Below are 21369 nucleotides of genomic sequence, written 5' to 3' on the forward strand. Positions count from 1 at the left end.
CCGGTCAGCCCTTTGGCGCGTCGTGGTGGCCGTGCAGGATGGCCCCATGTTCGCCCCGCACCGACCGGCCCGAGGAGTCCCAGCGGATGTCCCGGCTGGGAATCGTGCCGGGCGCGCTGAGCGAGAGTGGCCTTTGCTGTTGGCCGATGGCGGCGCGCCTTTGCGGGGCGCTCTCGATGAAACGGGACAGCAGGCCGATGTAGTCCGACAGTTCGTCCCGCTTGGCGCGCATGGTCTTGATGCGGGCGGCCAGAACGCGGGAGTCCGCCTCTGTCAGGCCGTTTTCCAGGATGTGGTCGAAGATCTCGAGCGCCGGGTACAGCAGGTCGCACAGCACCGGCAGGGCGATGTCGTCAATGTTTGGCGGGATCTCGTGTTCGCAGCGCAGTCCCGGCCCAAGGACGTGACAGAGATCCCCTTCGGCACGGACAAAACGCACGCTGGCGGTTCCGCTGCCGGTCGGGTCGATCCGGGTCAGGATGCGCAGGCCATGCAGTGTCAGCTGGGGCAGCTCCAGTTTGAAGCCGGACCGGCTGTTGACCGCGGTGTCCTTGATCGCGGCAAGTTCGGCGTCGAGGATCCTGGCAAGTTCGGGCGCGAAGACATCCGCAAGCGGGCGCGGATCGTCGAGCAGCAGGCGCTGACTATGGTCGTGGTGCCGCAACCGGACGTTCACGACGCACCAGTCCTGCCCGTGGGCGGACTTGCTGAGCCAGGCTTCGATCGTGCTCGGCGACGATGTTGCTTCGGGCACGCACAGCTCCTGCAATTGCACCTAGGGGGTTCCTTGTTCACCTCTTGTAAAGCGTTTAACCCCAGATTTGGTTAACTATGGGTAAAGGAAGGCGCCGCTGAAGCCCTGGTGCCACAAGCCCGGCCTATTTCGGATCGAGTCATGAGCATTTCCAGGGATGTTGAAACGGTTGTTGGCATTGCCGCCTCGGCAGGCGGGTTCGAGGCCATGTCCCTGCTTGCCCAGCATCTGCCGGCGGACTCGGGCTGTGCCTATGTCCTGGCCCAGCACCTGTCCCCCCACCACGAAAGCGTCCTGCCGACCCTGCTGTCGCGCGAGATCCGGCTGTCGGTGAAGGCGGTCGACCAGTCGATGCCGCTGGAGCCGGACACGATCTACGTTCCGATTCCCAAGTTCGACCTGGTGGTCGAGAACGGCGCCGTCCACCTGCGCCCGCCCTCTGGCCGCGCGGCAGAGCCGAAACCCTCGGCGGACCGACTTTTTTCTTCGATTGCAGAGCATTACGGAGAGAGGAGCGTCGGGATTGTCCTGTCCGGCACGGGCAGCGACGGGAGCTATGGCGTGCAGGCGATCCGCGAGGCGGGCGGTATCACCATCGCCCAGGACGCGGCCTCGTCCCGCTATGACACGATGCCCAATTCGGCGATCGAGACAGGCTGCGTGGACCTGATCCTGTCCCCCGGCGAGATCGGCGATCAGCTGGATGCCATCCTGCGCCGCCCGCGCGACCTGTCGGGGCTGCAGGTGCAGATGGAACAGCCCACGGAATTCGATGATCTTTATCACCTGTTGCAGGTGCGCACCCGGGTGAATTTCCGCAACTACAAGGAAAAGACCGTGGGCCGGCGCATTCAGCGGCGCATGATCGCGCGCGGCTTCGAGGATTACGGAGCATACGTACAGTTTTGTCGCGACAATCCCGAGGAGCTGGATTCGCTGTATCGCGACCTGCTGATTTCAGTCACCCGGTTCTTTCGGGACCGCGATCAGTTCGACGCGCTGGCCGATGCCTTGCGGGCCTATGTCGAACAGACGGATCGCAGGCCGATCCGCATCTGGGTCCCCGGCTGCGCGACGGGCGAAGAGGCCTATTCCATCGCCTTCATCCTCTGTGACCTGCTGGGGTTCCCCAAGCGCGACGAGGCCCGCGCCTTTCAGGTCATCGCGACGGACCTGGATACGCAGGCCCTGGCCCGCGGGCGCGCCGGTGCCTACCCGATCAGCGCCGCGGCCGACATGCCGCAATCCATGACCGAGGCCTACTTCACCCAGCATGACGGTGTCCTTCGGGTGCGGCAGGAAGTGCGCAACCTGATCCTCTTCTCGCAGCACAACGTCTTTCAGGATCCGCCGTTCAGCGACATCGACCTTGTCAGCTTTCGCAACACGCTGATCTATTTCAACACAACCCTGCAGGAAAAGGTGATGTCCCGCCTGCTGTATTCGATGCGTCCGGGCGGGCTGATGTTCATCGGAACCTCCGAACATATCGGCGCGCTGGAACCCTATTTCGAACGGGTCGGCGAGGGCATTCGCCTGTTCCGCAAGCGCCGGGGCGGAACGCTGGACCGAAAGCCGCTGGAACGGTTCGGAATGGCGATCAGGGCTGACACCGGCAAGGGCGGTGACAGGTCGCATGTCGTCCCCAAGCCGCTGGAGGACAACGAGGTCTTCGGCACCATCGCGGCATCCGTCGCGCCGATTGGGTTCCTGGCCAACGAACAGAAGGACCTGTTGCGCATCTTTGGTGACATCAGCCCCTTTACCACCGTGACCGACGACGTGCGCGGGCGGCTGACCACCCGGATGCTGAAGTCCGAGATCGCCTCGGAGGCATCCAGCCTGATCCCGCTCTGCCTGAAGCACGGCAAGCCGCGCAACGGCGTCTGGCGAGAGATGCCGGGCCGTGGCTTCAACCGGGTCCGCCTTCGCGGGTATCCGATCAAGGCGGACCGCCCGGTGACGCAGGGGCGGTTGGTGCTGGTCTCGATCGAGACGGATTTCGTCGAAGAGACGGTGCTGCCGAACCAGGCGGATCGCGAGGCCTCGGACTACCTGGCCTATATCGAGCGGGAGCTGGCAGACGCGCGCGAGGCGCTGCAGATCACGATGGAGGAATTGCAGACCTCGAACGAGGAACTGCAGTCCACGAACGAGGAACTGCAGTCGACCAACGAAGAGCTGCAATCGACCAACGAAGAGTTGGAAACCTCGAACGAGGAACTGCAATCCACCAACGAGGAACTGATCACGGTCAACGAGGAACTGTTGATCAATTCAGAGGAGCTCAACCGTCTCGTGGCCGAACAGGCCGCGATCCAGGCGGCGCTGCCGATGCCCCTTTTGGTGCTGGACACGCGCCTGAACATCAAGAGCGCCTCGCGCAACGCGATCCAGCTGTTCGCCCTGACGGAACACGGAACCCATATCGGTCACATCAGCCAAGTGAACCTGCCGGTCGACAGTTTTCCCCGGCTGGTCGAGATCTGCAACGAGGTGCTGACCCTGCAAAAGACGCGCAGCGAGACCTTTGATTTCGACGGGGTCGTGCAGGAACTGCGGGTGGCGCCCTATTTCCTGAAGGGCGCCGAACTGGCTGGCCTGACGATCACCTTGCAGAGGGCCTGACCGGCGGCCCGTGGTCGGCGGTCAGCCGGGCGACAAGCTCCAGCAGGTGCGCCGGGGGAAAGGGCTTGGCCAGGATCTCTGTCGCGCCAAAGCTCTGCGCCGTGTTCAGCAGGTCCTTGGTCCAGTAGTTGTTCACGGCGCCGGACATGGCGATCGCGGGAATGTCCCTTGGCGTCTTGAAGGGGCGCGACGGCGATTGCTGGCGCAGCCGGGTCAGGAACAGCAACCCGCCGTCCGGCGACAGGGCGCCATCCACCATGATCAGGATGTCGACGATGACCAGGTCGATTCGGCGGTTCATGACGATCTCGAGCGCGGCCTCGCCGGAGGGGGCGATGGTCACGCTATGCCCGGCCTCGGTCAAGCTTTGCCCGACGAGGTCTGCAAAAAGCGCATCGTCCTCCATGATGACGATTTCGGCCATGTCACTGAATTCCCTGTCCTGCACGTCTTTTTTGTATCCGAGTTGGTCAAGCATTTGAATGCGAATGTTTATATGTGATCCGGGGTCGCTCCTTCGGCTTGGGGCATGGGGACTCTCGCCAGTGCCGAAATCCGCCGAGACCGCTTGCATCCGCAGCCGGAACCTGTAATTGACTAAAAGAGTAAGGATTTAATCCAAGGGAGAAACGTATGACCCTCAAGACTGGACTCGGCGCCGCAGCGCTTGTTGCCTTGGCCGGGCTGACCCCGACGGCGGGCATCGCTCAAGGCGAGGTGAACATCTACTCGTCGCGCCACTACGACACCGACGAGCGCCTGTATTCGGACTTCGAGGATGCCACCGGCATCACCATCAACCGCATCGAGGGCAATGCCGACGAGCTGATCGCGCGGATGCAGGCCGAGGGCCGCAACTCGCCCGCCGATATCCTGCTGACGGTCGATACCTCGCGCCTGGAACGGGCCAAGGACGCCGGTGTCCTGCAGCCGATCGAGAGCGCCGTGCTGGAAGCACGCGTGCCCGGCTACCTGCAGGATGCGGAAAACGAATGGTTCGGCTTTTCGCAGCGTTCGCGCATCATCTTCTACGACAAGCAGGACGTGACAGAGCCGCCGGCCACCTACCAGGATCTCGCCGATCCCAAGTACAAGGGCCAGGTCTGCATCCGCTCGGGCACCAACGCCTACATGCAGACGCTGCTGGCCGCGCTGGTCGAGCACATGGGAGAAGAGGCCGCGCGTGACTGGGCCGCGGGTGTCGTGGCGAATTTCGCGCGTGATCCGCAAGGGGGCGACACCGACCAGCTGCGCGGCATCGTCTCGGGCGAATGCGACGTGGTTCTGTCGAACACCTACTATTTTGCACGCGCGATCCGGACCGAGGTCGACGGCCTCAGCGACAGCCGTGACATGATCGGCTGGGTTTTCCCGAACCAGGATGGCACCGGTGCCCACATGAACCTGTCGGGTGGCGGCGTGGCCGCGCACGCGCCCAACAAAGAGAACGCGATCAAGTTCCTCGAGTACCTGGCCAGCGACCAGGCGCAGAAATATTTCTCGGCGGGCAACGACGAATACCCGGCCGTCCCGGGCGTGGGCCTCAGCCCCTCCGTTGCCGAACTGGGTTTCTTCAAGCCCGATGACGTGAACCTCTCGGCCGTGGCCAAGCAGATCCCCACCGCCCAGAAAATCTTTAACGAGGTTGGCTGGAAGTGATTTCAGCCAGTGTACCGAGTGGAAAAGGCGGGGGAGACCCCGCCTTTTTTTCGCGCGCCCGCCTATTCCAGGGGTGGGCCGGTGAAGATCTGGCCGAACTCCTCGGAGATGCGGTTCAACTCATCCATGTCGTCGGGCAGTTTCAGGTGTTTCGTCGCTTCGAAAAAGCCTTCAAAACCGCCGGGTGCAACGATCACCAGGATCTTGCCACCTTCTTCGCCGGTCAGGCGGAAGGTGTGATCGACCCCTTTCTGGACAAAGGCGGCCTCGCCGGCCTTGACCAGCATCACCTCGCCGTCGGCAAGGAACTGTGCCTCGCCTTCGAGAACATAGAACGCCTCTCCGGCGTCGTCGTGGATATGGCGCGGCGGACCGCCGGGGCCGACGAAATGCGTGGTGAACATGCCCATGTCGCCACCTGTCATTTCCTTGTCGAGCAGGACGTGCACTGTCGATCCGTTCCATTCGATCGGGTCATGGGCCAGGGCGGGACAGGCCAGGGCCGCGACGGCGGCTGTAAAGAACGATAATCTCATCTCTTCCTCCAAATCATGTGGCGGCGCGCCCTTGTTTTGCGAAACGAGCCGAATTGACGTAGGGTAAGATTTAGCCAGCCAAGTGATCGAATTACCGAACGAAAACCGGTGAAAATTTACGAATTCGAAACGACGGACTGCACCCTGGACGGTACGGACGGGGCGCTGCGGACGCCAACCGGCGCTCTCGTGAATCTGCGCCCGCAAACAAGCGAGGTTCTGCGCCTGCTGGCCATGTCGCCCAATCGGACCATCGAAAAGGCGGAATTTGCCGAGCAGGTCTGGGAGGGGCGGACCGTTGGGACGGACAGCCTCGTGCAATGTATTGCCGAGATCCGCGGCGCGCTGGGCGATACCGATCGCAAGGTGATCCAGACCGTCCCGCGCAAGGGCTATCGCTTTGTTCCGCCCAGTACCGCTGTGAGCCCAGCCGAGACCCCGAAACGCATCCTGCCGCTGTTGCTGGCGGTTGTTTTGCTGTGTGCCGGTGTCCTGGGCATGGCCTTCTACCCCGAGGACAACAGCCACGCGCGGGCGCCGGTTCTGGCCGTCCTGCCACTGGAGGACCTGAGTCCCGAGCCGCTGCAGGGCTACCTGAGCGACGCGCTGGCCGAGGGCATCATCACCGAGCTGGCGCGCTTTCCGCAGTTCAGGGTGGTCGCGCGCAATTCCAGTTTCCAGTTCCGAGAGACGCCGACCGACGTGCGCGAGATCGGGCGGGCGCTGGGCGCGGGCTATGTTCTGGAAGGCAGCCAGCAATACGACGGACAGCGGTTGCGGGTCACCATCCAGTTGATCGAGACGGGCACAGGCGCGCATATCCTGTCGGACCAGTACGAGCGTGACCTTGACGACCTCTTCGTGGTTCAAAACGAGATCGTGCGCCATGTGGCCTCGGTTGTCGGTGAAACGGTGATGATCGACCTGCCCGACCGGACCGGTGCGGGCGGCGTGGATTCGCTGTTGCGGGGGATGCAGGCACGCAAGCTGATGAGCCAGCTCAGCCGCGAGCACTGGGAGCAGGCGATTGCATTGGAGCGCACCTCGATCCGCGAGGAACCGGAGTCCGAATGGGGCTATATCGGCACGTCGCTGATGCTGGGCACGGCCAGCCACATGGGCTGGATGACGCCGATGGAAGACGTTCTGGACGAAGCCGAGGAGCTGGCGGAAATCGCCATGCGCAAGAACCCCCGGAACTACATGTCCCACTACACGCTTGCGCGGGTGCTGTCCCGGCGGGGTCATCATGTCGAGGCCATCGAGCACTACAAGCGCGCGGCAGAGCTCAATCCATCGGATTCGCTGGTGCTGATCGCCATGTCCATCCCGCTGGTCTACGAGGGCCGGGCCGAGGAGGGGATCGAGGCGCTGGAACGGGCAAAGCGGGTGGACCCGCTGCACGGGGACTGGCTGCGCTGGCAGATGGGCTGGTCCTATTGGCAAAGCGGTGACTGCGAGGCGGGGCTGGAGGCGATGCTGAGCATGTCCTCGCCGCCGCCGCCGTCGAACAAGGCGCTCGCCGCCCTGTTGATCTGCCTGGGCAGGACCGATGAGGCGCGCGACGCGATGGCGCGTTTTCTTGCGGTTGAACCGGGTCATACGCTGAAGGTCGAGGTGACGCGGATCGCCCCCAACTGGAAACCCGAGGGCACCGCGGAGCGCTGGCTGGACGTCATGCGGGAGGCGGGAATGCCCGAGGGCTAGTCTTCCTTGCGCATCCGATGGATCAGCAGGACGACCGGCAAGAGGCCCAGAACGGCGATCACGAGGCTGGGCACGGCGGCGCCTTCCAGCCTTTCGTCGGCGGCCAGCCGGTGCGCCTGTACCGCCAGCGTGTCATAGTTGAACGGGCGCATGATCAGCGTCGCGGGCAGTTCCTTCATCACGTCGACAAAGACGATCAAACCGGCGGTCAGCAGGCTGGGCCTCAGCAGTGGCATGTGGATGCGGCGCACGGTGCCGACGGCGTTCTGGCCCAGCACCCGCGCGGCGGCGTCCATGTTGGGGCTGACGGTGGAAATCCCGCCCTCGTAGGCGCCGATGGCGGCAGCCAGGAAACGGATCATGTAGGCGCCCACCAGGACCCAGATGGAGCCGGTGAACAAAAGGCCGGTGGAGATGTCGAAGGTGTCCCGCATCCAGCTGTCCAGCGCGTTGTCGAAGGCGGCGAAGGGCACCAGCAGGCCAACGGCGATCACCCCGCCGGGCACGGCATAGCCCAGCCGCCCGACATAAAGTGCGATGCCGGTGAGCCGGCCGGGCAGGATACGGCTGATGCTGCCCAGGATCACCGCGGCCCCGACGGTGACAATCGCGGCGACGGTGGCCAGGGTCAGCGAGTTCTCGATGAACCGGATGTAGCGGCGGCTGAGGATGTCCTGTTCCGATCCGATCGCCATCGTCAGCAGGGCCAGTGCCGGGATCAGCGCGCCCAGCAGCACCGGCAGGCTGCAAGCCGCCAGCGCGGCGGCGTTCAGCCCGCCCTTGAGGGGGGCACGCGGCACAGGCTCTCTGCGTCGTCCCGAATGGTAGCGGGCCTGCCCCCGGCTCTTGCGTTCCAGCACCGCCAGCAGCAGGGCAAAGGCCAGCAGCCCCAGGGCCAGCTGCGCGGCGCCGGCCCGGTCGGCCAGGGAAAACCAGCTGGTGTAGATCCCGGTCGCAAAGGTCTGAACCCCGAAATAGGACACGGTGCCATAGTCTGCGATGGTCTCCATCGCGGCCAAAAGGACACCTGCGGCAATGGCGGGACGCGCCATCGGCAGTGTCACGGAAAAGAAGGCCCCCAGCGGCGTCCGGCCCAGGGAACGGGCGGCAAAGACCGTGGTCGCGCTCTGGCTGATGAAGGCGGCACGGGCCAACAGGTAGACGTAGGGGTAAAGCACCAGCATCAGCATCGCCGCCGCGCCGCCGGTCGACCGGATTTCCGGGAACCAGTAGTCGCGCGGCCCCCAGCCGGTGATGTCGCGCAGGGTGGCCTGCACGATGCCGGGATGGTCCAGCAGATGCGTGTAGGCATAGGCGATGACATAGGCCGGAAAGGCGAGCGGCAGTACCAGTGCCACCTCGAGGATGCGGCGCCCGGTGAATTCGGTCATGACCACCAGCCAGGCTGCCCCGGTGCCGATCAGCAGCGTCCCGACAGAGACAAGCGCGAGCAGGATCAGTGTCGTGGCGGTGTAGCGGCCCAGCACCGTCTGGGCGAGATGGGCCAGGGTATCGCTTTCGGCAGAGACCGCGGCCAGAAGGACTCCAAGATGGGGCAGGGCGCAGAACGCCGCGATCAGGATTGCGACGGCGTATAGTAGCCGCTCGGTCACTGTGCGGTGCCGTTGCTGCATGGCTGCCTCCTCTGGGCGCGGGTCTTTCACCCGGCCGAGCGTTTTGATCGGGATTGGCGAGGATCGGCAGGAGAGTCAAGCGTCGCGGCCCCTGTCGGGGCGGGGACAGGGGGTGGCAGGCGGTCAGGCGTAAAGGATCATGTCACTGGTGATCTGGCCCAGTTGCTGGTCGTTGAAGACCACGGTCACGCCCTGGTCCTGAAAGATGACGTTATCGCCCTGCTGGCTCATCCGGGCCAGGGCGGCATCCGCATCGGCATAGCCGAAGTCGGACAGGTCCACCCGATCCCAGGGCTCCAGGTCGGTGACAAGATGGGTGCCGTCGTCGCCACGGTCAAAGACGAAGGTATCGCTGTATAGCCCGCCCGACAGGATGTTGTCGCCGGTTCCGGCCTCCAGCACATCGTCGGGGCCGAGGCTCAGCATGTAGGCGTGCACCGCCGCGTCGTTGGCCGTGATCGCGGCGGGGCTGCCGACAAGGTCGAGGATCACCGCCGACCGGGCAAGCCCGCCCTCCAGCGCCGCCGTCCAGCTGGCCAGTTCGGCGCCGTTGGGGCTGCGGTCGAGGAGGTTGCGGTACAGCTGGGTGACGAACTGGGCATCGCCCACGGCCCCAAGGCCGGACTGGTAGGCGGGCAGGGCCATGAGACCGGCCACCGCATCCTGCATCGTCGCCCCCCCTGTCAGCGACTGCATCCAGTCCTGGAACGCCGCGGCGTCGGGGTCCGTGCCCAGCATGGCCTGGTAGAGGCGGAACAGGTCATCCGACCAGTTGGAAGCATCCCACCGGCCATCGAAAGCGGCCTGCGCATCCTGGGTGCCTGCCCGGTTCTCGGGGCTTTCGGCGAAATGCCGGACCACCATCTGGCGCGACATGCCTCCGTCGAGATAGTCCAGCCATGCGGCCATCCCGGCGGCATCCGGCGCCCGGGACAGCACGTTCTGGTACAGCAGGGTGACGAATTCGGCGTCCGTGGTGGTGCCATAGGTCCGCTGGAACTCGGGCGAGGACATGAAATGTCCCGACACCTCTGCGTGGCTCATGGCCGAGGAGGCAAGCTGTGTCACCCAGTACTGGTGCCCGTGCACGTCCGGTTCACGGCCAAAGACCGCGTTGTAGATGCGAAAGACCTGTTCCGACATCTCTGTCCCGTAGAGCCCGCGCCCCTCGGCGATCAGCAGGTCGTCACCCGCGCCCCCGATCAGCGTGTCCTGTCCGCCCTGACCCAGCAGGATGTCGCTGCCATCGCCGCCGCTGATGATCTCGCTGTCGGATGTGCCGGTCAGCTGGTCGTCGTTCGCGGTGCCGTAGAGGCCGGTGGGCGCGCCGCCGATCTCGTTGAGGTAGTCGGTGACGGACACGGTCCGGTTGTCGAAGTCCAGCACCTCGACCCCTTGCAGCCGGACATCGGCATCGGCGCTGACCAGCCGCAGGACCCCGTTGCTGAAACTGGCCGAATAGCTGCCGCTGGCTCCGTCCAGCCGCACCGTGTCCTTGCCCGCGCCGCCCTGGATGATCTTGGTGCCGGTGCCGGCGACGATCAGATCGTTCCCGGCGCCGCCAAACACGGTGTCATTGCCACTGCCCGCGACGATGTAATCGGCCCCCGACCCGGCATCCAGGTGATCGTCCCCGAAACCGCCCTTGACCGTATCGTCCCCCTCGCCGGTCGCGATCGTGTCATTGCCCTCGCGTCCCAGGACGACATCCTGGCCGAGGCCGCCGGTCAGCCGGTCGTCCGCGGCACTGCCTTCCTGGACCCATTTCTTTTCGATCACGATCTGGACCACGTCGTAGGGCAGCATGGACAGTCCCACGCTGCCCCTGTTCAGGTGATCGCCCGTCACATCCACCAACATCGGTGCCACATCGACCTCTGTGGCAAAGTAGTAGTCCGAGATGCCCTGCGGATTGGCGACCAGCGCCACGATGCCTGTCGCGGTCGGAAGGTAGGTGCGGTACTGGCCGCCTCCCAGGTCCTGAACATGGTTCTTGTTGGTCTCGTCGAAGAAGGCCAGTTGCGACAGGATCGCCAGTTCATCGGCGTCGATGTATCGGCGCCCGATCCGGTTCAGCCCGTCGTCGTCCGCGAGGTCGCTCAGCCCGTCCGAAGAGGCGGGATCCATCGTCAGCCGCGTAACCGTCACGCCTGTGGCCTCGTCGAGGAAAGGCGCAAGGTCCAGCGTGACCGTCCCGGGATCGAGATCGCGCAGAGAGACATAGATCACGTCGTGGTAGGGGCTGGCGTAGTAGTTTATCTCGACCTCGCCGCTGCTCCCGTTCCACTCTGTCTCGATGCTTTCAAAGCGTTCGACATGGCCCGTTTCCGCGCTGGTTTCCGGGCGCAGGCTGTCGGCCATCATCCGGAAGGCGCCGCCGCCGGCGGAAAGGTCCATGTCCTCGGCGCTGCGGTTGCCGGCGATGGTGTTCGAGGTGCGGTGCTGCAGCGGCCAGATGAAGGCATCGGCGGTTTCGGTCTGAACGATGAACTCGAACATCTCGACCAGGGTCGAGGCGGCAGCCATACCCTGCTGGTTCGCGTTGGAATTCAGGACGTTCCATTCGGTGATGTAGACGGGCACATCGCGGCCGAGGTGCATGTTGAAGTTGTCGATGCGCAGGTCGATGCTGCGGCCCGTCTGGTTGCTGTCCTCGAAGACAACCGAGTCATCGTGCTGGATGTTGTAGTAGTAGTGCGCAACGGCACCGTCGATCGCGTCCAGCGCGCGCTGGTCCAGCCAGGACAGGATCGCCTCGTTCGCCTCGTCCCAGTTGCCGTTGCCCTTGTAGGCGCTGCCCGCGCCGCTGATGTCGCCCAGCTGGATCAGGATCGCCGGGTCGTGGCCCAGCTCGGGGTGATCGCGTTGCAGCCGATCTATGGCATCCTGAGCGGCATTGATGACCCGGTTCGCGGCGATTCCGTATTCGGTCTCGTTCATGGACGAGACGAAATCGCTGTTCGGGTTGTCCTCCGGGTGGGTGCTGCGGTCAAAGCCGTCGACACGCTTGCCGATGGAATATTCGTTGCCGATCTCCAGCCCCGAGACATGGTCGCCGTATTCCTCCAGCAGGAGGTAGACGAAGGCCTCGATCTGCGCGGCGGGGATGTCCACCTTGGTCGGCAGCACGAAGGTGACCTGGATCATGTGGCCGGGCGAGCTGTTGGCAACCACCCAGTCCATGAAGGCCCGCACCTCTGCCCGCAGCTGGCCGTTGTCCAGGCGGGTGATGTCGATCGTGTTCTCGGCATGGCCGCCGGGATACCGCAGATGCGTCAGGTCCAGCGCATCGACCGCCGCAACGAAGCCGTCATGGGGCAGCATGTCCCCATCGGTGGCGATGTTGATTTCGTGCAGCGCGTTGGTGCCGAAATGATAGTCCTGAACAAACGTCCCAGTGGCCGTCGCCGATGCCAGGGACATGCTGAATGCCGCCATGACTCACCCCTCTTTCCGGGGGAGACTCGACCTGTTGCGCGCCTTGTCCGGGGCCGGGGTGTGGCAAAAAATTGGACTTAAGGCTCTATTTTAAATGATTTTTATGTGGTCGGATGATCGGCGGGTCGCACGGCCATGAAAAAAGGCCCGCGCAGGTGGCGCGGGCCGAACCGGGCATAAGATGGGGTCCTCAGCCTGCCTGCCGCACCTGGGCGATATCGGGCCCCATATCCAGCCCGAGGTCGGTCAGGGCGCTTTCCGCGATCAGGACGATCTGGTCCATGTCCGGAGCGTCTTCGGTGGGCAGGGTGGCCAGAACCTCGTCCCCCAGCAGGATTTCGGTCAGTGACGGATTCTCGGCATTGGGGCGCATGTCCAGGTCCGGCTCATCGCCGTGCAGGCTGTCGTTGTAGACGACCATCAACTGGTCTTCCTCTTCATCGTAATCGAGGATGTCGGCGCCGCTCTCTGTCATCCATTCGCCAAGGACCAGCACATCTGCCCCGGCGCCCAGCGAGACAACGTCGCCTTCGCCCGCAATCACCGTATCGTCCCCGGTGCCGCCGTTGAGGAAATCGCCCGCGTCGTCATCCTCACCCGTCTCGTCCAGGTGGACGCCGGACAACAGGTCGTTGCCCGCGCCGCCGAACAGCGTGTCCTCTCCCTTGTCCCCCATCAGCGTGTCGTCGCCGTCGCGGCCATGCAGCGCGTCGTCATGCGCGCCGCCGCGCAGATAATCAGCGCCCTCGCCGCCATTCAGCCTGTCCTCGCCATTGCCGCCGGACAGCAGGTCATCGCCGGCGCCACCGTACAGGTCGTCAGGCCCGGCCTGGCCTTCCAGGCTGTCGTCGCCATCACCGCCATCCAGCCGGTCAGCCCCGACGTCGCCGCGCAGGAGATCGTTACCCGCCGTGCCCGTGCGCAGGTCGAAGTCATCGGTTCCCTCGAAGTCAGACAGATCACCAGTTCCGTCCGGCGCGGTGTCTTCGGAAACGGGGCCGGCGGGGGCGGGTCCTTCGGCCGCCTCGGGGGCGGTATCGGCTGGGGCGGTATCGGTTGGAGACGTGTCCGGCAGGGGAAAGTCGTCCAGGGTATCGACAGGGGCGTCCCCGACGGCGTCTTCTTCGGGGACCCTGGCGAAATCGTCGTCTTCGTCGCCGTCGTCACCGGACCCGATGCCGAGGAAGGCCAGCGATCCGATCGCCATCATGCCCAGTAGGCCGGTCAGAAAGATCATGGCTCTGCCTCGTTTCTCTTGTCGTTTTGCGCAAGGAGTGTCGCGACCCTGGCCGTGCAAGGCAAATGTTCTTGTCTCCTGCGGTTAACGCCAGCTTTGAAGCACGGCGCCGCTACGATCATGCGGCGAACCGGCCTGTCGGGAAACCCGCCTGCCGGGAATAATCGCGCCAAACAGCGGCAAAGCGACGCCGAAAGGCTGCCAAAGGCATTTACCGTGGTTCGCTTCCTGCTTTGCCGTTCGGGTGGAAACACTTACATCTTGGAACATGATTCTGCGCAGCCGCAAACAGCCGTCCCAGGAACCGGACCTTCCCCAAGAGCCGCTTCGTCCCGAAACCCCGTTTTTCGCCATTGGCGATGTGCATGGGTGTGACCGACTTCTCGATCGCCTGCTGCATCGCCTGGACAAGCTGGGACATCCGGAGGCACTGCTGGTCATGGTCGGCGACTACGTCGACCGGGGCGAGGAAACCGCGCGTGTCCTGCGCCGCATGACGGTGCTGAGCGAGGCGGCAGGCGACCTGATGCACTGCATCATGGGCAACCATGAAAAGATGCTGCTGGACACTCTGGATGACCCGGTTGCCAACGGACCGCGCTGGCTGCGCTATGGCGGGTTGCAGACACTGGCCAGCTATCGTGTGCCGCCCGTCCTTGGCGAACGCCCCGAGGCCGAGTGGATCGAGATGCGGGACCGCCTGGCCGAGGCGCTGGGCGAGGCCACGATCGCCTGGATGCGCGGGCTGCCGCTGACCTGGCAGACCGGCAACGTGGTGGTCGTCCATGCGGGCGCGGACCCAGCCCTGCCGATAGCCGGGCAGGAACGCGGGAATTTCCTTTGGGGGCATCCCGATTTCCGCCGCAAGCCCCGGGCCGACGGCCTCTGGGTGGTGCATGGGCATACGATCGCCGAGTCGCCGAAGGTTGAGCAGGGCCGTATCCCGACCGACACCGGTGCCTATGCCACCGGTGTCCTGTCCGCCGCCCTGGTCGAGGCGGATGGCGTGACCTACATCCACGCATAGTTTCGCGGCGAATCCGAGAGCGATTTCCGCGGCGATCCTCCGGGGGTTGCCGGGGCGCTGACCAGGCATCTGACAGGGCTAGAGAAGTCGCGGATCAGGCTGGTTTTTCTGCAGGTGCAAACACCCGGATAGCGGTTGAATTTCCCCCTGAGGTTGAAGATTGCCTGCGCCTTTTCCCGAATGGAATGATTGCGAAAGCAGCAGGCCAAAACATGTCAAGCTGTTGAATCTTAGATGTCTTCCTTAGCTTGCTTCAAATTCTGGCGAAAACGTGCCGTTTGGGACTCAGCCCGGGACCTTTAAGGTTTTGTTAATTGACTTTGCGACTGACGCTACCCTACATCAGATATCAATAAGTGTGACTGTGCAGGTGCAGCGTTTAATCTGACATTATACCTCTTGGGGGCGATATGTTTGACGTTAGGACTCTGGATGAGACGGCAATTTCCGCCGGATTGTCCTACCAGGAAGGCGGCCTTGCCAGGGCCAGGGTTTTCCGGGCCACGAAGCGAAGCTTCGACATTTTCATGAGTATCCTCCTTCTGCCGGTTCTTGCCGTGCTTGCGGTGCTCATCCTCATCCTGAACCCGTTCTACAACAAGGGCTCGCTGTTTTTCGTGCAGCCCCGCATGGGCCGCGACCCCCAGCCGGTCGAGCGCAGAGACAAGCGCCTGCCCCTTGCTGTCCAGAACCGTGTTCAGATCCAGGATGGCCACGTCATCCGGCGCCTGCGCCGCCATACCGTGCCAGAAGGTGTTGTAGTGGTGGTATTCCTCAAAGATGCGCTGGCGGTCGGCCAGCGCGGTTTCCACGTCGGGCCACCAGCGGCAGAACAGCCCCCAGTTCACGATCGAGACCGCCCAGCCGTCGATCCGCTTCTGCATCACCAGGTGGCGGGTGCCCTCGGGGTAGCCGGCGGTGCGGTTCAACTCGGCCAGTGTCCCGGCGGTCAGCCTGTTGGCAAAGCGCGGTTCCAGCGTGATGCTGGTCTTGTCCGGCTGCCAGCGAAAATGCTTGTGCGTGGGGGCGTTGCGGGCGCCGTCGAACATGTTGACCGGCAGCGTGCCAAGCGCGCGCAGGGACTTCAGGCAGTAGTTGGTGCCGGACCGCTGGATGCCGTGATAGGCAAAGGGGCGCCCGCCGCTGGCGCGCGCCCGCAGGCGCGGCCAGAGATTGGCGCGCGGCCCCATCCGGGCGAGGATCTTGTCCTTGGTGCGGCCCAGGCTGCTCATCTCAACCGGCCTTTCCGGGCGAGGCGACGCGGGCGCGGCGCAGCCTGGACCGCAGGGTCCGAAGCGGTGCCGCCTTGATCCGCACCGGCCATTCGCCAAAGGCGAGCTTTTCGCGCCGCGAGGCGTGTTTGGCATGGGGGTAAAGCCGTTCGTACCCAAGCGGATCCAGCAGACTGTTGGCATTGGCCTCGAAGATCTCGATCTCGCGCCCGCTCAGCTCCGTCTTCCAGGCCTCGGTGCGCACGGAGGCGATTCCGGCGCCGACCAGCGAATGCTGGTGTCTCGTGAACTCGGGGACGTCGTAATTGCCCTGGGCATTGATATCGGCCTCGGTCAGGGTCAGGTCGGAATCGTCGCGCAGGAACCGCATCAGCCGTGTCCATTCCGCCAGATCTCCGCTGGCCAGCCGTTCGTAGGTAACGGTGATGCAGGTGTCGGGGAACATCTGGCTGGCGGCCAGCCCGGCGGAGACCTGCGCCCGCCACCACCAGGCGCCCTCGACCGGGTTGTTCGGACCCCAGCTGAGTTTCTGGACCGAGGCATAGACCGCGCGCCCGTCGCGGACGATATGCACGAAACGCGCCAGCGGAAAGCTGTCGCGCAGGATGTTGAACAGGCTGAAGTTGACCGGCGTGTGATCGACCCAGATGCCGGTCGGATGGGTGTCGATCCCCTCGGGAAAGACCAGCCGCGCGAAATAGGGTTCGACCCCTTCGGCAGCGGCGGCGTCCAGCGCCGCCTGGTCGGGGCGGTCGGTCCAGAGCCGGTAGTAAAAGCTCTTGTCGAGGATGCCTTGCAGCTTGTCCGTGCGGCCCTTGGCAAAGGCGGCCAGCAGGTCCCGCTTGAACTGGGACTCCGGGGTGACACGACCGTTCAGCAGCGCGCCCAACCGTTCGCCCAGAAAGGTCGTGCCACTGCGCGGGCAGGCGCCGATAAAGACGGGGCGAAGCGGGCAGGCTGTCATGCGCAGACCTTTTCGGATGGGGACCGGTCCAGGGTCGTGGCGATCCATTTCAGCACCTGCATGCTGCGCCCGTCGCCATCGGTGAGGGCCGCCCGGTCTGCCAGCGCCCGGCGCATCCCCGCCAGGCGGTCGCTGTCAGAGGCGAGGTCGTCCAGCGCGGCGGCAATCGCGGCGGGGTCGCGCGGATCGACCAGCACCACGCCCTCCGCGGGCACCTGCCAGCGGATGTCGTCGATGTCGGAACTGACCACCGGCAGCCCGCAGGCCATCGCCTCGGCGATCACGTTGCAGCAGCCCTCGGCCAGTGTCGGCAGGACAAGCACATCCGCCGCGTTCATCCACAGGGGCAGTTGATCGTGGCCGACACTGCCCTGAAACACCTTGCCCGCGAAATCCGGCTTCAGCTCTCCGCTGCCCAAGTAGGCGACCTGCACCGGCGTGCGCATCTGCTTGAGCGCCGCGTCGACGCGCAGCACGCCCTTGCGGTCCGAAAACCGCCCGACGTAAAGCGCCAGGAATGCCTCGGGATCGAGCCCCAGCTCTGCCCGGCAGGCGGCACGGTCGCGCGGGTGAAACAGTGCCGGATCGGGCGCGTTGGGCATCAGTTGCACCTTGTCCGGATCGGCGCCCAGCTCGATGGCCTCGTCCCGCAGGCGCGGCGAAACGCAGACCACGCCCGTCGCGTCGGCCATGACCGCGCGCCGCTCGGCCAGGATGTGTTTCGGCCCGGTCAGCAAGGTCTTGCTCTCGCCCAGGTCGACGAAATATGGCTCGCCGGTGATTTTCGAAACCTTGCGCGCCATCGCCCCGGCCGAGATGAACTTGGCATAGATGAAGGCGCCGCGCTCGGCGCCGGTCATGGCGGCGACGACGCGCCGGTGGTTGTAACGTCGCATCCTGCGGCGGACCCGTTGCGGCAAGACCCCGCCGAACGGCTGCCCAAGGGTCGGGGCCCAGGTGACCTTGATGCCGGGCTGAGAGACATCCTGCGCGGGGCGCAACGCGCGCTTGATCCGAAAGCCAAGGGTTTCCACGCTGAAGACGTCGATCTGGCGGGCCGTCGCGCGCCAGGCGTCGGTCAGGTTGGCCAGGAAACGGCCACGTTCGGGGTGCCGGGGATGCGGGAAAACGGGGGTCACGACCCGTATCCGGTCGAAGCCCGATATGCTCTCGAATTGGCTCATCTAATACACTTTCGTTCTGGCGCCCCTATACTGGCGCGGGCATGGGGCATCAACCGGACTGGCGGCGCAGGTAACCGAAAAAACTGAACGTGTTCACAAGCTTCATGGTGGACATGGAGGCGGCGACACCGATCACCGCGTAGATGGGATCGGCCATGACGGCCGCCAACCCGATGGCCAGCACGGCGACCGCGAAACCGGCGAGATTTGCGATCAGGTTCTTCTTTTCGTTGCCGCTCATGGCCAGCATGGCGCCGACCGGCCCGGCAAAGACATGCACCGCGGCCCCGACCATGATGATGGTCGCGAACAGTTCGAACGGCGGGTCCGTCGGAAAGGGCAGCGGCACCAGCGCATAGGCCAGCAGCAGGAAGGCGACCCCGGCCAGTCCCAGTGCCAGGCTGAACACCAGCATCCGGCGGTAGAGATTGCGCAGCTGGCGTGCGTTCTTGCCCGGCACGATGGGCATGACGTAGACGCGGCCCGGTTCGTTGAGATAGGTCAGCAGGCTGCCAAAACGGTTGGCCAGGGCAAAGACGCCGGTGACCGTGGGGCCAAACAGCGCCGCGATGGCCAGTGTCGTGCCGTGCCCGTTGAAGGAGCTCAACGTCTGGTAACCCAGGACGTGCCACTGGTCGCTGCCCAGCAACAGCCGGTAGCGGAACCCGGGCGCCCGTGCGGCGCGGCACTCGGCCAGGAAGGGGCGCAGCAGCAGGGCAAAGACCACGGACGAGGCCACGTAGCCCAGCGTCAGGAAGGCCAGCGCCGCGAAATGGCCGGTTTCGCCGAACTTGCTTTCGAACAGGACCGAAAGCCCGAAGAGCGCCACGCTGATGCCCACCGGCAGCGCATTGGCAAAAAGCGAGACCTGCACCTGTTTCTTTTGGGCCAGCAGGATACGCGACAGGATCATCGAACAGTTGAAGGCGGTGACAAAACCCAGGAAGATCAGGCTTTCCAGCGGCGGCCAGCTGCGCAGGATCAACCCGCCGATCAGCGCCAGCGCCACGCCCCCCGCCAGGACAGAGGTCAACAGCGCCGACAGCAGGTAGTCTAGGAACTTCTCGCGCAGGATCTCGGGGCTGACCTTGTAATAGCGCACCAGGATGTTGTCCGCCGCCAGCCGCGCGATCAGGCAGGTAAAGACCTGCGCGCTGAGATAGGTCGAGACGAGACCGAAGCTGGTGGTGCCCAGGGCCGTTGCCCAGAGCGTCGTCTGGGCCAGTGACAGGGTGATGATGACCAGGCGCAACGACAGGATCCGCGTCGCGAAACCAATCATTTTCTTCATGCGGAATATCCCTGCCCGACGACGCGGGATGGCGCGGGGACGGGTCTGTCCCTCGGGCTGGTCTGCCCCGGCATGACCGCGATCACGAGAAAGATGAAGACGGCCTGCGGAAAGTAGAAGGTACTGCGCAGCAGCAGCAGGACCATCGCCAGGGCAAGGCCCCGGCGACCCAGCCGCCGCCAGGCGATCAGCGTGATCAGAAACACTGCCAGCGCGCCGGTCAGCCCGCCGTGAAACACCATGTAGAACGCAAAGCCAAGCGACTGGGCATAACCGCAATAGTCGCAGACGTCATGGCGGTTGCCGATGAGCGTATCGACCACATTGCGCCCGGTCACGTCACCGATCAGGCGCCCCTTGGACAGGATGCTGCCGTCCGAGGCGCCCTGCGTGTCCAGCCGGTAGATCAGGTAATCCAGCGTCGGCAGCCCGATCATCGGCCCCACCTGGATCAGCAGGAAAGCGGCGCCGACCAGGGCCAGGACCGAGATGATCAGGTTCTTGGCGTTCAGCCGGTTGGCCAGCAGGATCGAGATGGTCAGGATCATCGCCATCACCACCGAGGTCAGCGACAGCGTGCTGGTCAGCGTGACCACGGTCAGCCAGTGGAACCAGTTGGGCTTGCGGTCGCCCAGCATGGACAGCACCGCCAGCGCGGCGAGATTGGCGGCAAAGTTGCCGGGCTCTGCCTGGTGCCCTGCGTAGCGGGCAAAGCCCCAGGTATAGGTCGTCTCGTCCCGGCCAGCGCCGCCATAGTTGAACACCGTGGGATCGAAGGGCAGACCCAGCTGCCCGGCAAGGATGATCTCGCCATAGTAGAGCCCGACGTTCAAGATCGCCGCGTAATAGGCATATTTTGGCAGGTTTCGGATCAGCGGCTCGATCGGGATGAGCAGGAAGAGTGCCGCGAAAAGGGTAAAGACCACCGCGTATTGCAACCCGTTGATCGACAGGCAGGCAAGGAACACCACGGTGCAGATCACCACGTAGGCGTCCTTCCGCAGCCGCATCCGGCGTGGCGGATCGGCCAGGTTCAGCAGCACCAGGCAGATCAGCGCCAACGGCGTGTAATACAGAAGATAGCCGGTGGCGCCGCCCAGGACCGACTGGGTGAAGGTGATGAACAGAAAGGCGGTGCCAAAGATGTCGGCCGCCAGGTTGCGGTTGCGCCCGTCCGGTCGAGGGGCGGGGCCGTCACCGGGGCCGGCTATCGCGGCCGGAGGTCTCATGATTGCGCGGCGGCGGGTTCGGCCCGCGCCGGTTCGGGATCGTCCCAGGGCCAGCGCCGGGTGCGCAGACCGCTTTCGAAGTCATAGCCGAAAAAGGCGATGTCCTCGCCAAAGGCCGCCTCAAAAAGTTCGCGCGCCTCGGCGTCGAAATAATCGCGGTAGTCGCGCCGTTTCTTGTTCATGTTGGTCTTGGGCATTTCCTGCCTGGGCAGGCCAAGATGGTCGAGAAGCGCGGCAAGCCCCTGGTCCAGTTCCTCGTAGAACAGGATGCGGTCCACCGCCAGGCGTCCGTCCTCATGCGCGATCAGGCTGTGCTGCTGGCGGACGATATGAACGAAGTCATGCCCCAGCCAGTCACGCCGCTGCGCGGACACGCCCTTGAGCGCCCAGGACAGGTTGCGGGCCCCGCGGCTGCCGAATTCCACCGCATGCGCGCGGCGTGCGGCCATGCTCTGATCCGGCAGAAAGACGTTGCGCAGGCTGATCGTTTCCTGCGGCAGGCAGCGCAGGACATCCTTGATCGGGCGGTGTTTCGTACGCTTGCAGTAAAGCCAGCCGGAAACGAACCGGTCCCAGGGATTCCGCACGATGGTGAACTTGAAATACTCCCGAACCTCGGGCGCGGTGTTCCACTCCTTCGACAGCAGGCCGTCGCTCAGGTAGGAACTGTTCCGGCTGCCCAGCTCGAAGTCCGGGAACACCCGTTTGACCGAGGTCCCGGCGGCCTTTTTCTGGTGGACGAAAATGCAGCGCGCTTCGTGCGAAATCATCTTGGCGAACAAAGCCTCTTGGTTGTCAAAACCCGAAACCGGTGTTGCGGTCGATGCCTGTCCGCCGCCCTGCCGGCCC

Annotated in this window: 16 protein-coding genes; 5 read left to right on the forward strand and 11 right to left on the reverse strand. The window is 64.5% G+C overall.

Going from position 1 to position 21369, the window contains the following annotated elements; all coding sequences use genetic code 11:
- Positions 1–4: 4 nt before the first annotated feature.
- A complete protein-coding gene (locus G9Q80_RS12795; RefSeq protein WP_088714223.1) occupies positions 5–754 on the reverse strand; it encodes a hypothetical protein in 750 nt (249 codons plus the stop codon).
- Between the two features lie 141 nt (positions 755–895).
- Between G9Q80_RS12795 and G9Q80_RS12800 the strand changes: the two genes are divergently transcribed.
- Positions 896–3382, forward strand: coding sequence for a chemotaxis protein CheB (locus G9Q80_RS12800; protein WP_088714224.1), 2487 nt, complete (start codon positions 896–898; stop codon positions 3380–3382).
- On the opposite strand, the gene G9Q80_RS12805 is transcribed toward G9Q80_RS12800, so the two are convergent.
- Positions 3363–3830 (reverse strand): response regulator, encoded by a 468-nt coding sequence (locus G9Q80_RS12805; RefSeq protein WP_157903782.1) that lies wholly within the window; start codon positions 3828–3830, stop codon positions 3363–3365. The genes G9Q80_RS12800 and G9Q80_RS12805 overlap by 20 nt on opposite strands.
- Positions 3831–4015: 185 nt before the next feature.
- Between G9Q80_RS12805 and G9Q80_RS12810 the strand changes: the two genes are divergently transcribed.
- A complete protein-coding gene (locus G9Q80_RS12810; RefSeq protein ID WP_069210869.1) occupies positions 4016–5041 on the forward strand; it encodes a Fe(3+) ABC transporter substrate-binding protein in 1026 nt (341 codons plus the stop codon).
- 62 nt (positions 5042–5103) lie between these two features.
- Here the strand turns inward: G9Q80_RS12810 and G9Q80_RS12815 are convergent, their stop codons facing one another.
- On the reverse strand, positions 5104–5577 hold the full coding sequence (locus G9Q80_RS12815; protein ID WP_052244264.1) for a cupin domain-containing protein: 474 nt from the start codon (positions 5575–5577) through the stop codon (positions 5104–5106).
- A gap of 108 nt (positions 5578–5685) precedes the next feature.
- Here G9Q80_RS12815 and G9Q80_RS12820 point away from each other — a divergent pair, with 108 nt between their 5' ends.
- Entirely contained in the window at positions 5686–7284 is a 1599-nt protein-coding gene (locus tag G9Q80_RS12820; protein WP_088714226.1) for a winged helix-turn-helix domain-containing tetratricopeptide repeat protein, read from the forward strand.
- Here the strand turns inward: G9Q80_RS12820 and G9Q80_RS12825 are convergent.
- From G9Q80_RS12825 to G9Q80_RS12835, 3 genes are all read right to left on the reverse strand, one after another.
- On the reverse strand, positions 7281–8918 hold the full coding sequence (locus tag G9Q80_RS12825; protein WP_088714227.1) for an ABC transporter permease: 1638 nt from the start codon (positions 8916–8918) through the stop codon (positions 7281–7283). The two genes, G9Q80_RS12820 and G9Q80_RS12825, sit on opposite strands and share 4 nt — an antisense overlap.
- A 123-nt stretch (positions 8919–9041) precedes the next feature.
- Complete coding sequence (locus G9Q80_RS12830) at positions 9042–12356, reverse strand: DUF4214 domain-containing protein (protein WP_088714228.1); 3315 nt, start codon at positions 12354–12356, stop codon at positions 9042–9044.
- 190 nt (positions 12357–12546) lie between these two features.
- On the reverse strand, positions 12547–13593 hold the full coding sequence (locus tag G9Q80_RS12835) for a calcium-binding protein (protein ID WP_088714229.1): 1047 nt from the start codon (positions 13591–13593) through the stop codon (positions 12547–12549).
- Between the two features lie 268 nt (positions 13594–13861).
- Here G9Q80_RS12835 and G9Q80_RS12840 point away from each other — a divergent pair, with 268 nt between their 5' ends.
- Positions 13862–14620 carry a metallophosphoesterase gene (locus tag G9Q80_RS12840; RefSeq protein WP_088714230.1) on the forward strand — a complete coding sequence of 253 codons (759 nt, stop codon included), beginning with the start codon at positions 13862–13864 and terminating at the stop codon, positions 14618–14620.
- 527 nt (positions 14621–15147) lie between these two features.
- A complete protein-coding gene (locus G9Q80_RS28745; RefSeq protein ID WP_157903783.1) occupies positions 15148–15930 on the forward strand; it encodes a hypothetical protein in 783 nt (260 codons plus the stop codon).
- On the opposite strand, the gene G9Q80_RS12850 is transcribed toward G9Q80_RS28745, so the two are convergent.
- From G9Q80_RS12850 to G9Q80_RS12870, 5 genes are read right to left on the reverse strand one after another with little or no spacing between them, the layout of a single operon-like run.
- Positions 15854–16816: a sulfotransferase family protein gene (locus tag G9Q80_RS12850; RefSeq protein ID WP_157903784.1), complete on the reverse strand. Its 963-nt coding sequence runs from the start codon at positions 16814–16816 to the stop codon at positions 15854–15856. The genes G9Q80_RS28745 and G9Q80_RS12850 overlap by 77 nt on opposite strands.
- Positions 16813–18000 (reverse strand): glycosyltransferase, encoded by a 1188-nt coding sequence (locus G9Q80_RS12855; RefSeq protein ID WP_088714233.1) that lies wholly within the window; start codon positions 17998–18000, stop codon positions 16813–16815. The genes G9Q80_RS12850 and G9Q80_RS12855 overlap by 4 nt, the downstream gene beginning before the upstream one ends.
- A gap of 49 nt (positions 18001–18049) precedes the next feature.
- Positions 18050–19291, reverse strand: coding sequence for a lipopolysaccharide biosynthesis protein (locus G9Q80_RS12860; RefSeq protein WP_088714234.1), 1242 nt, complete (start codon positions 19289–19291; stop codon positions 18050–18052).
- Positions 19288–20520 (reverse strand): hypothetical protein, encoded by a 1233-nt coding sequence (locus G9Q80_RS12865; protein WP_074622076.1) that lies wholly within the window; start codon positions 20518–20520, stop codon positions 19288–19290. The genes G9Q80_RS12860 and G9Q80_RS12865 overlap by 4 nt, the downstream gene beginning before the upstream one ends.
- Positions 20517–21290, reverse strand: coding sequence for a sulfotransferase family 2 domain-containing protein (locus G9Q80_RS12870; protein ID WP_133066362.1), 774 nt, complete (start codon positions 21288–21290; stop codon positions 20517–20519). The genes G9Q80_RS12865 and G9Q80_RS12870 overlap by 4 nt, the downstream gene beginning before the upstream one ends.
- Positions 21291–21369: the final 79 nt, after the last annotated feature.

The sequence above is a fragment of the Mameliella sp. LZ-28 genome, assembly GCF_012274245.1.
Taxonomy (GTDB): domain Bacteria; phylum Pseudomonadota; class Alphaproteobacteria; order Rhodobacterales; family Rhodobacteraceae; genus Antarctobacter; species Antarctobacter albus.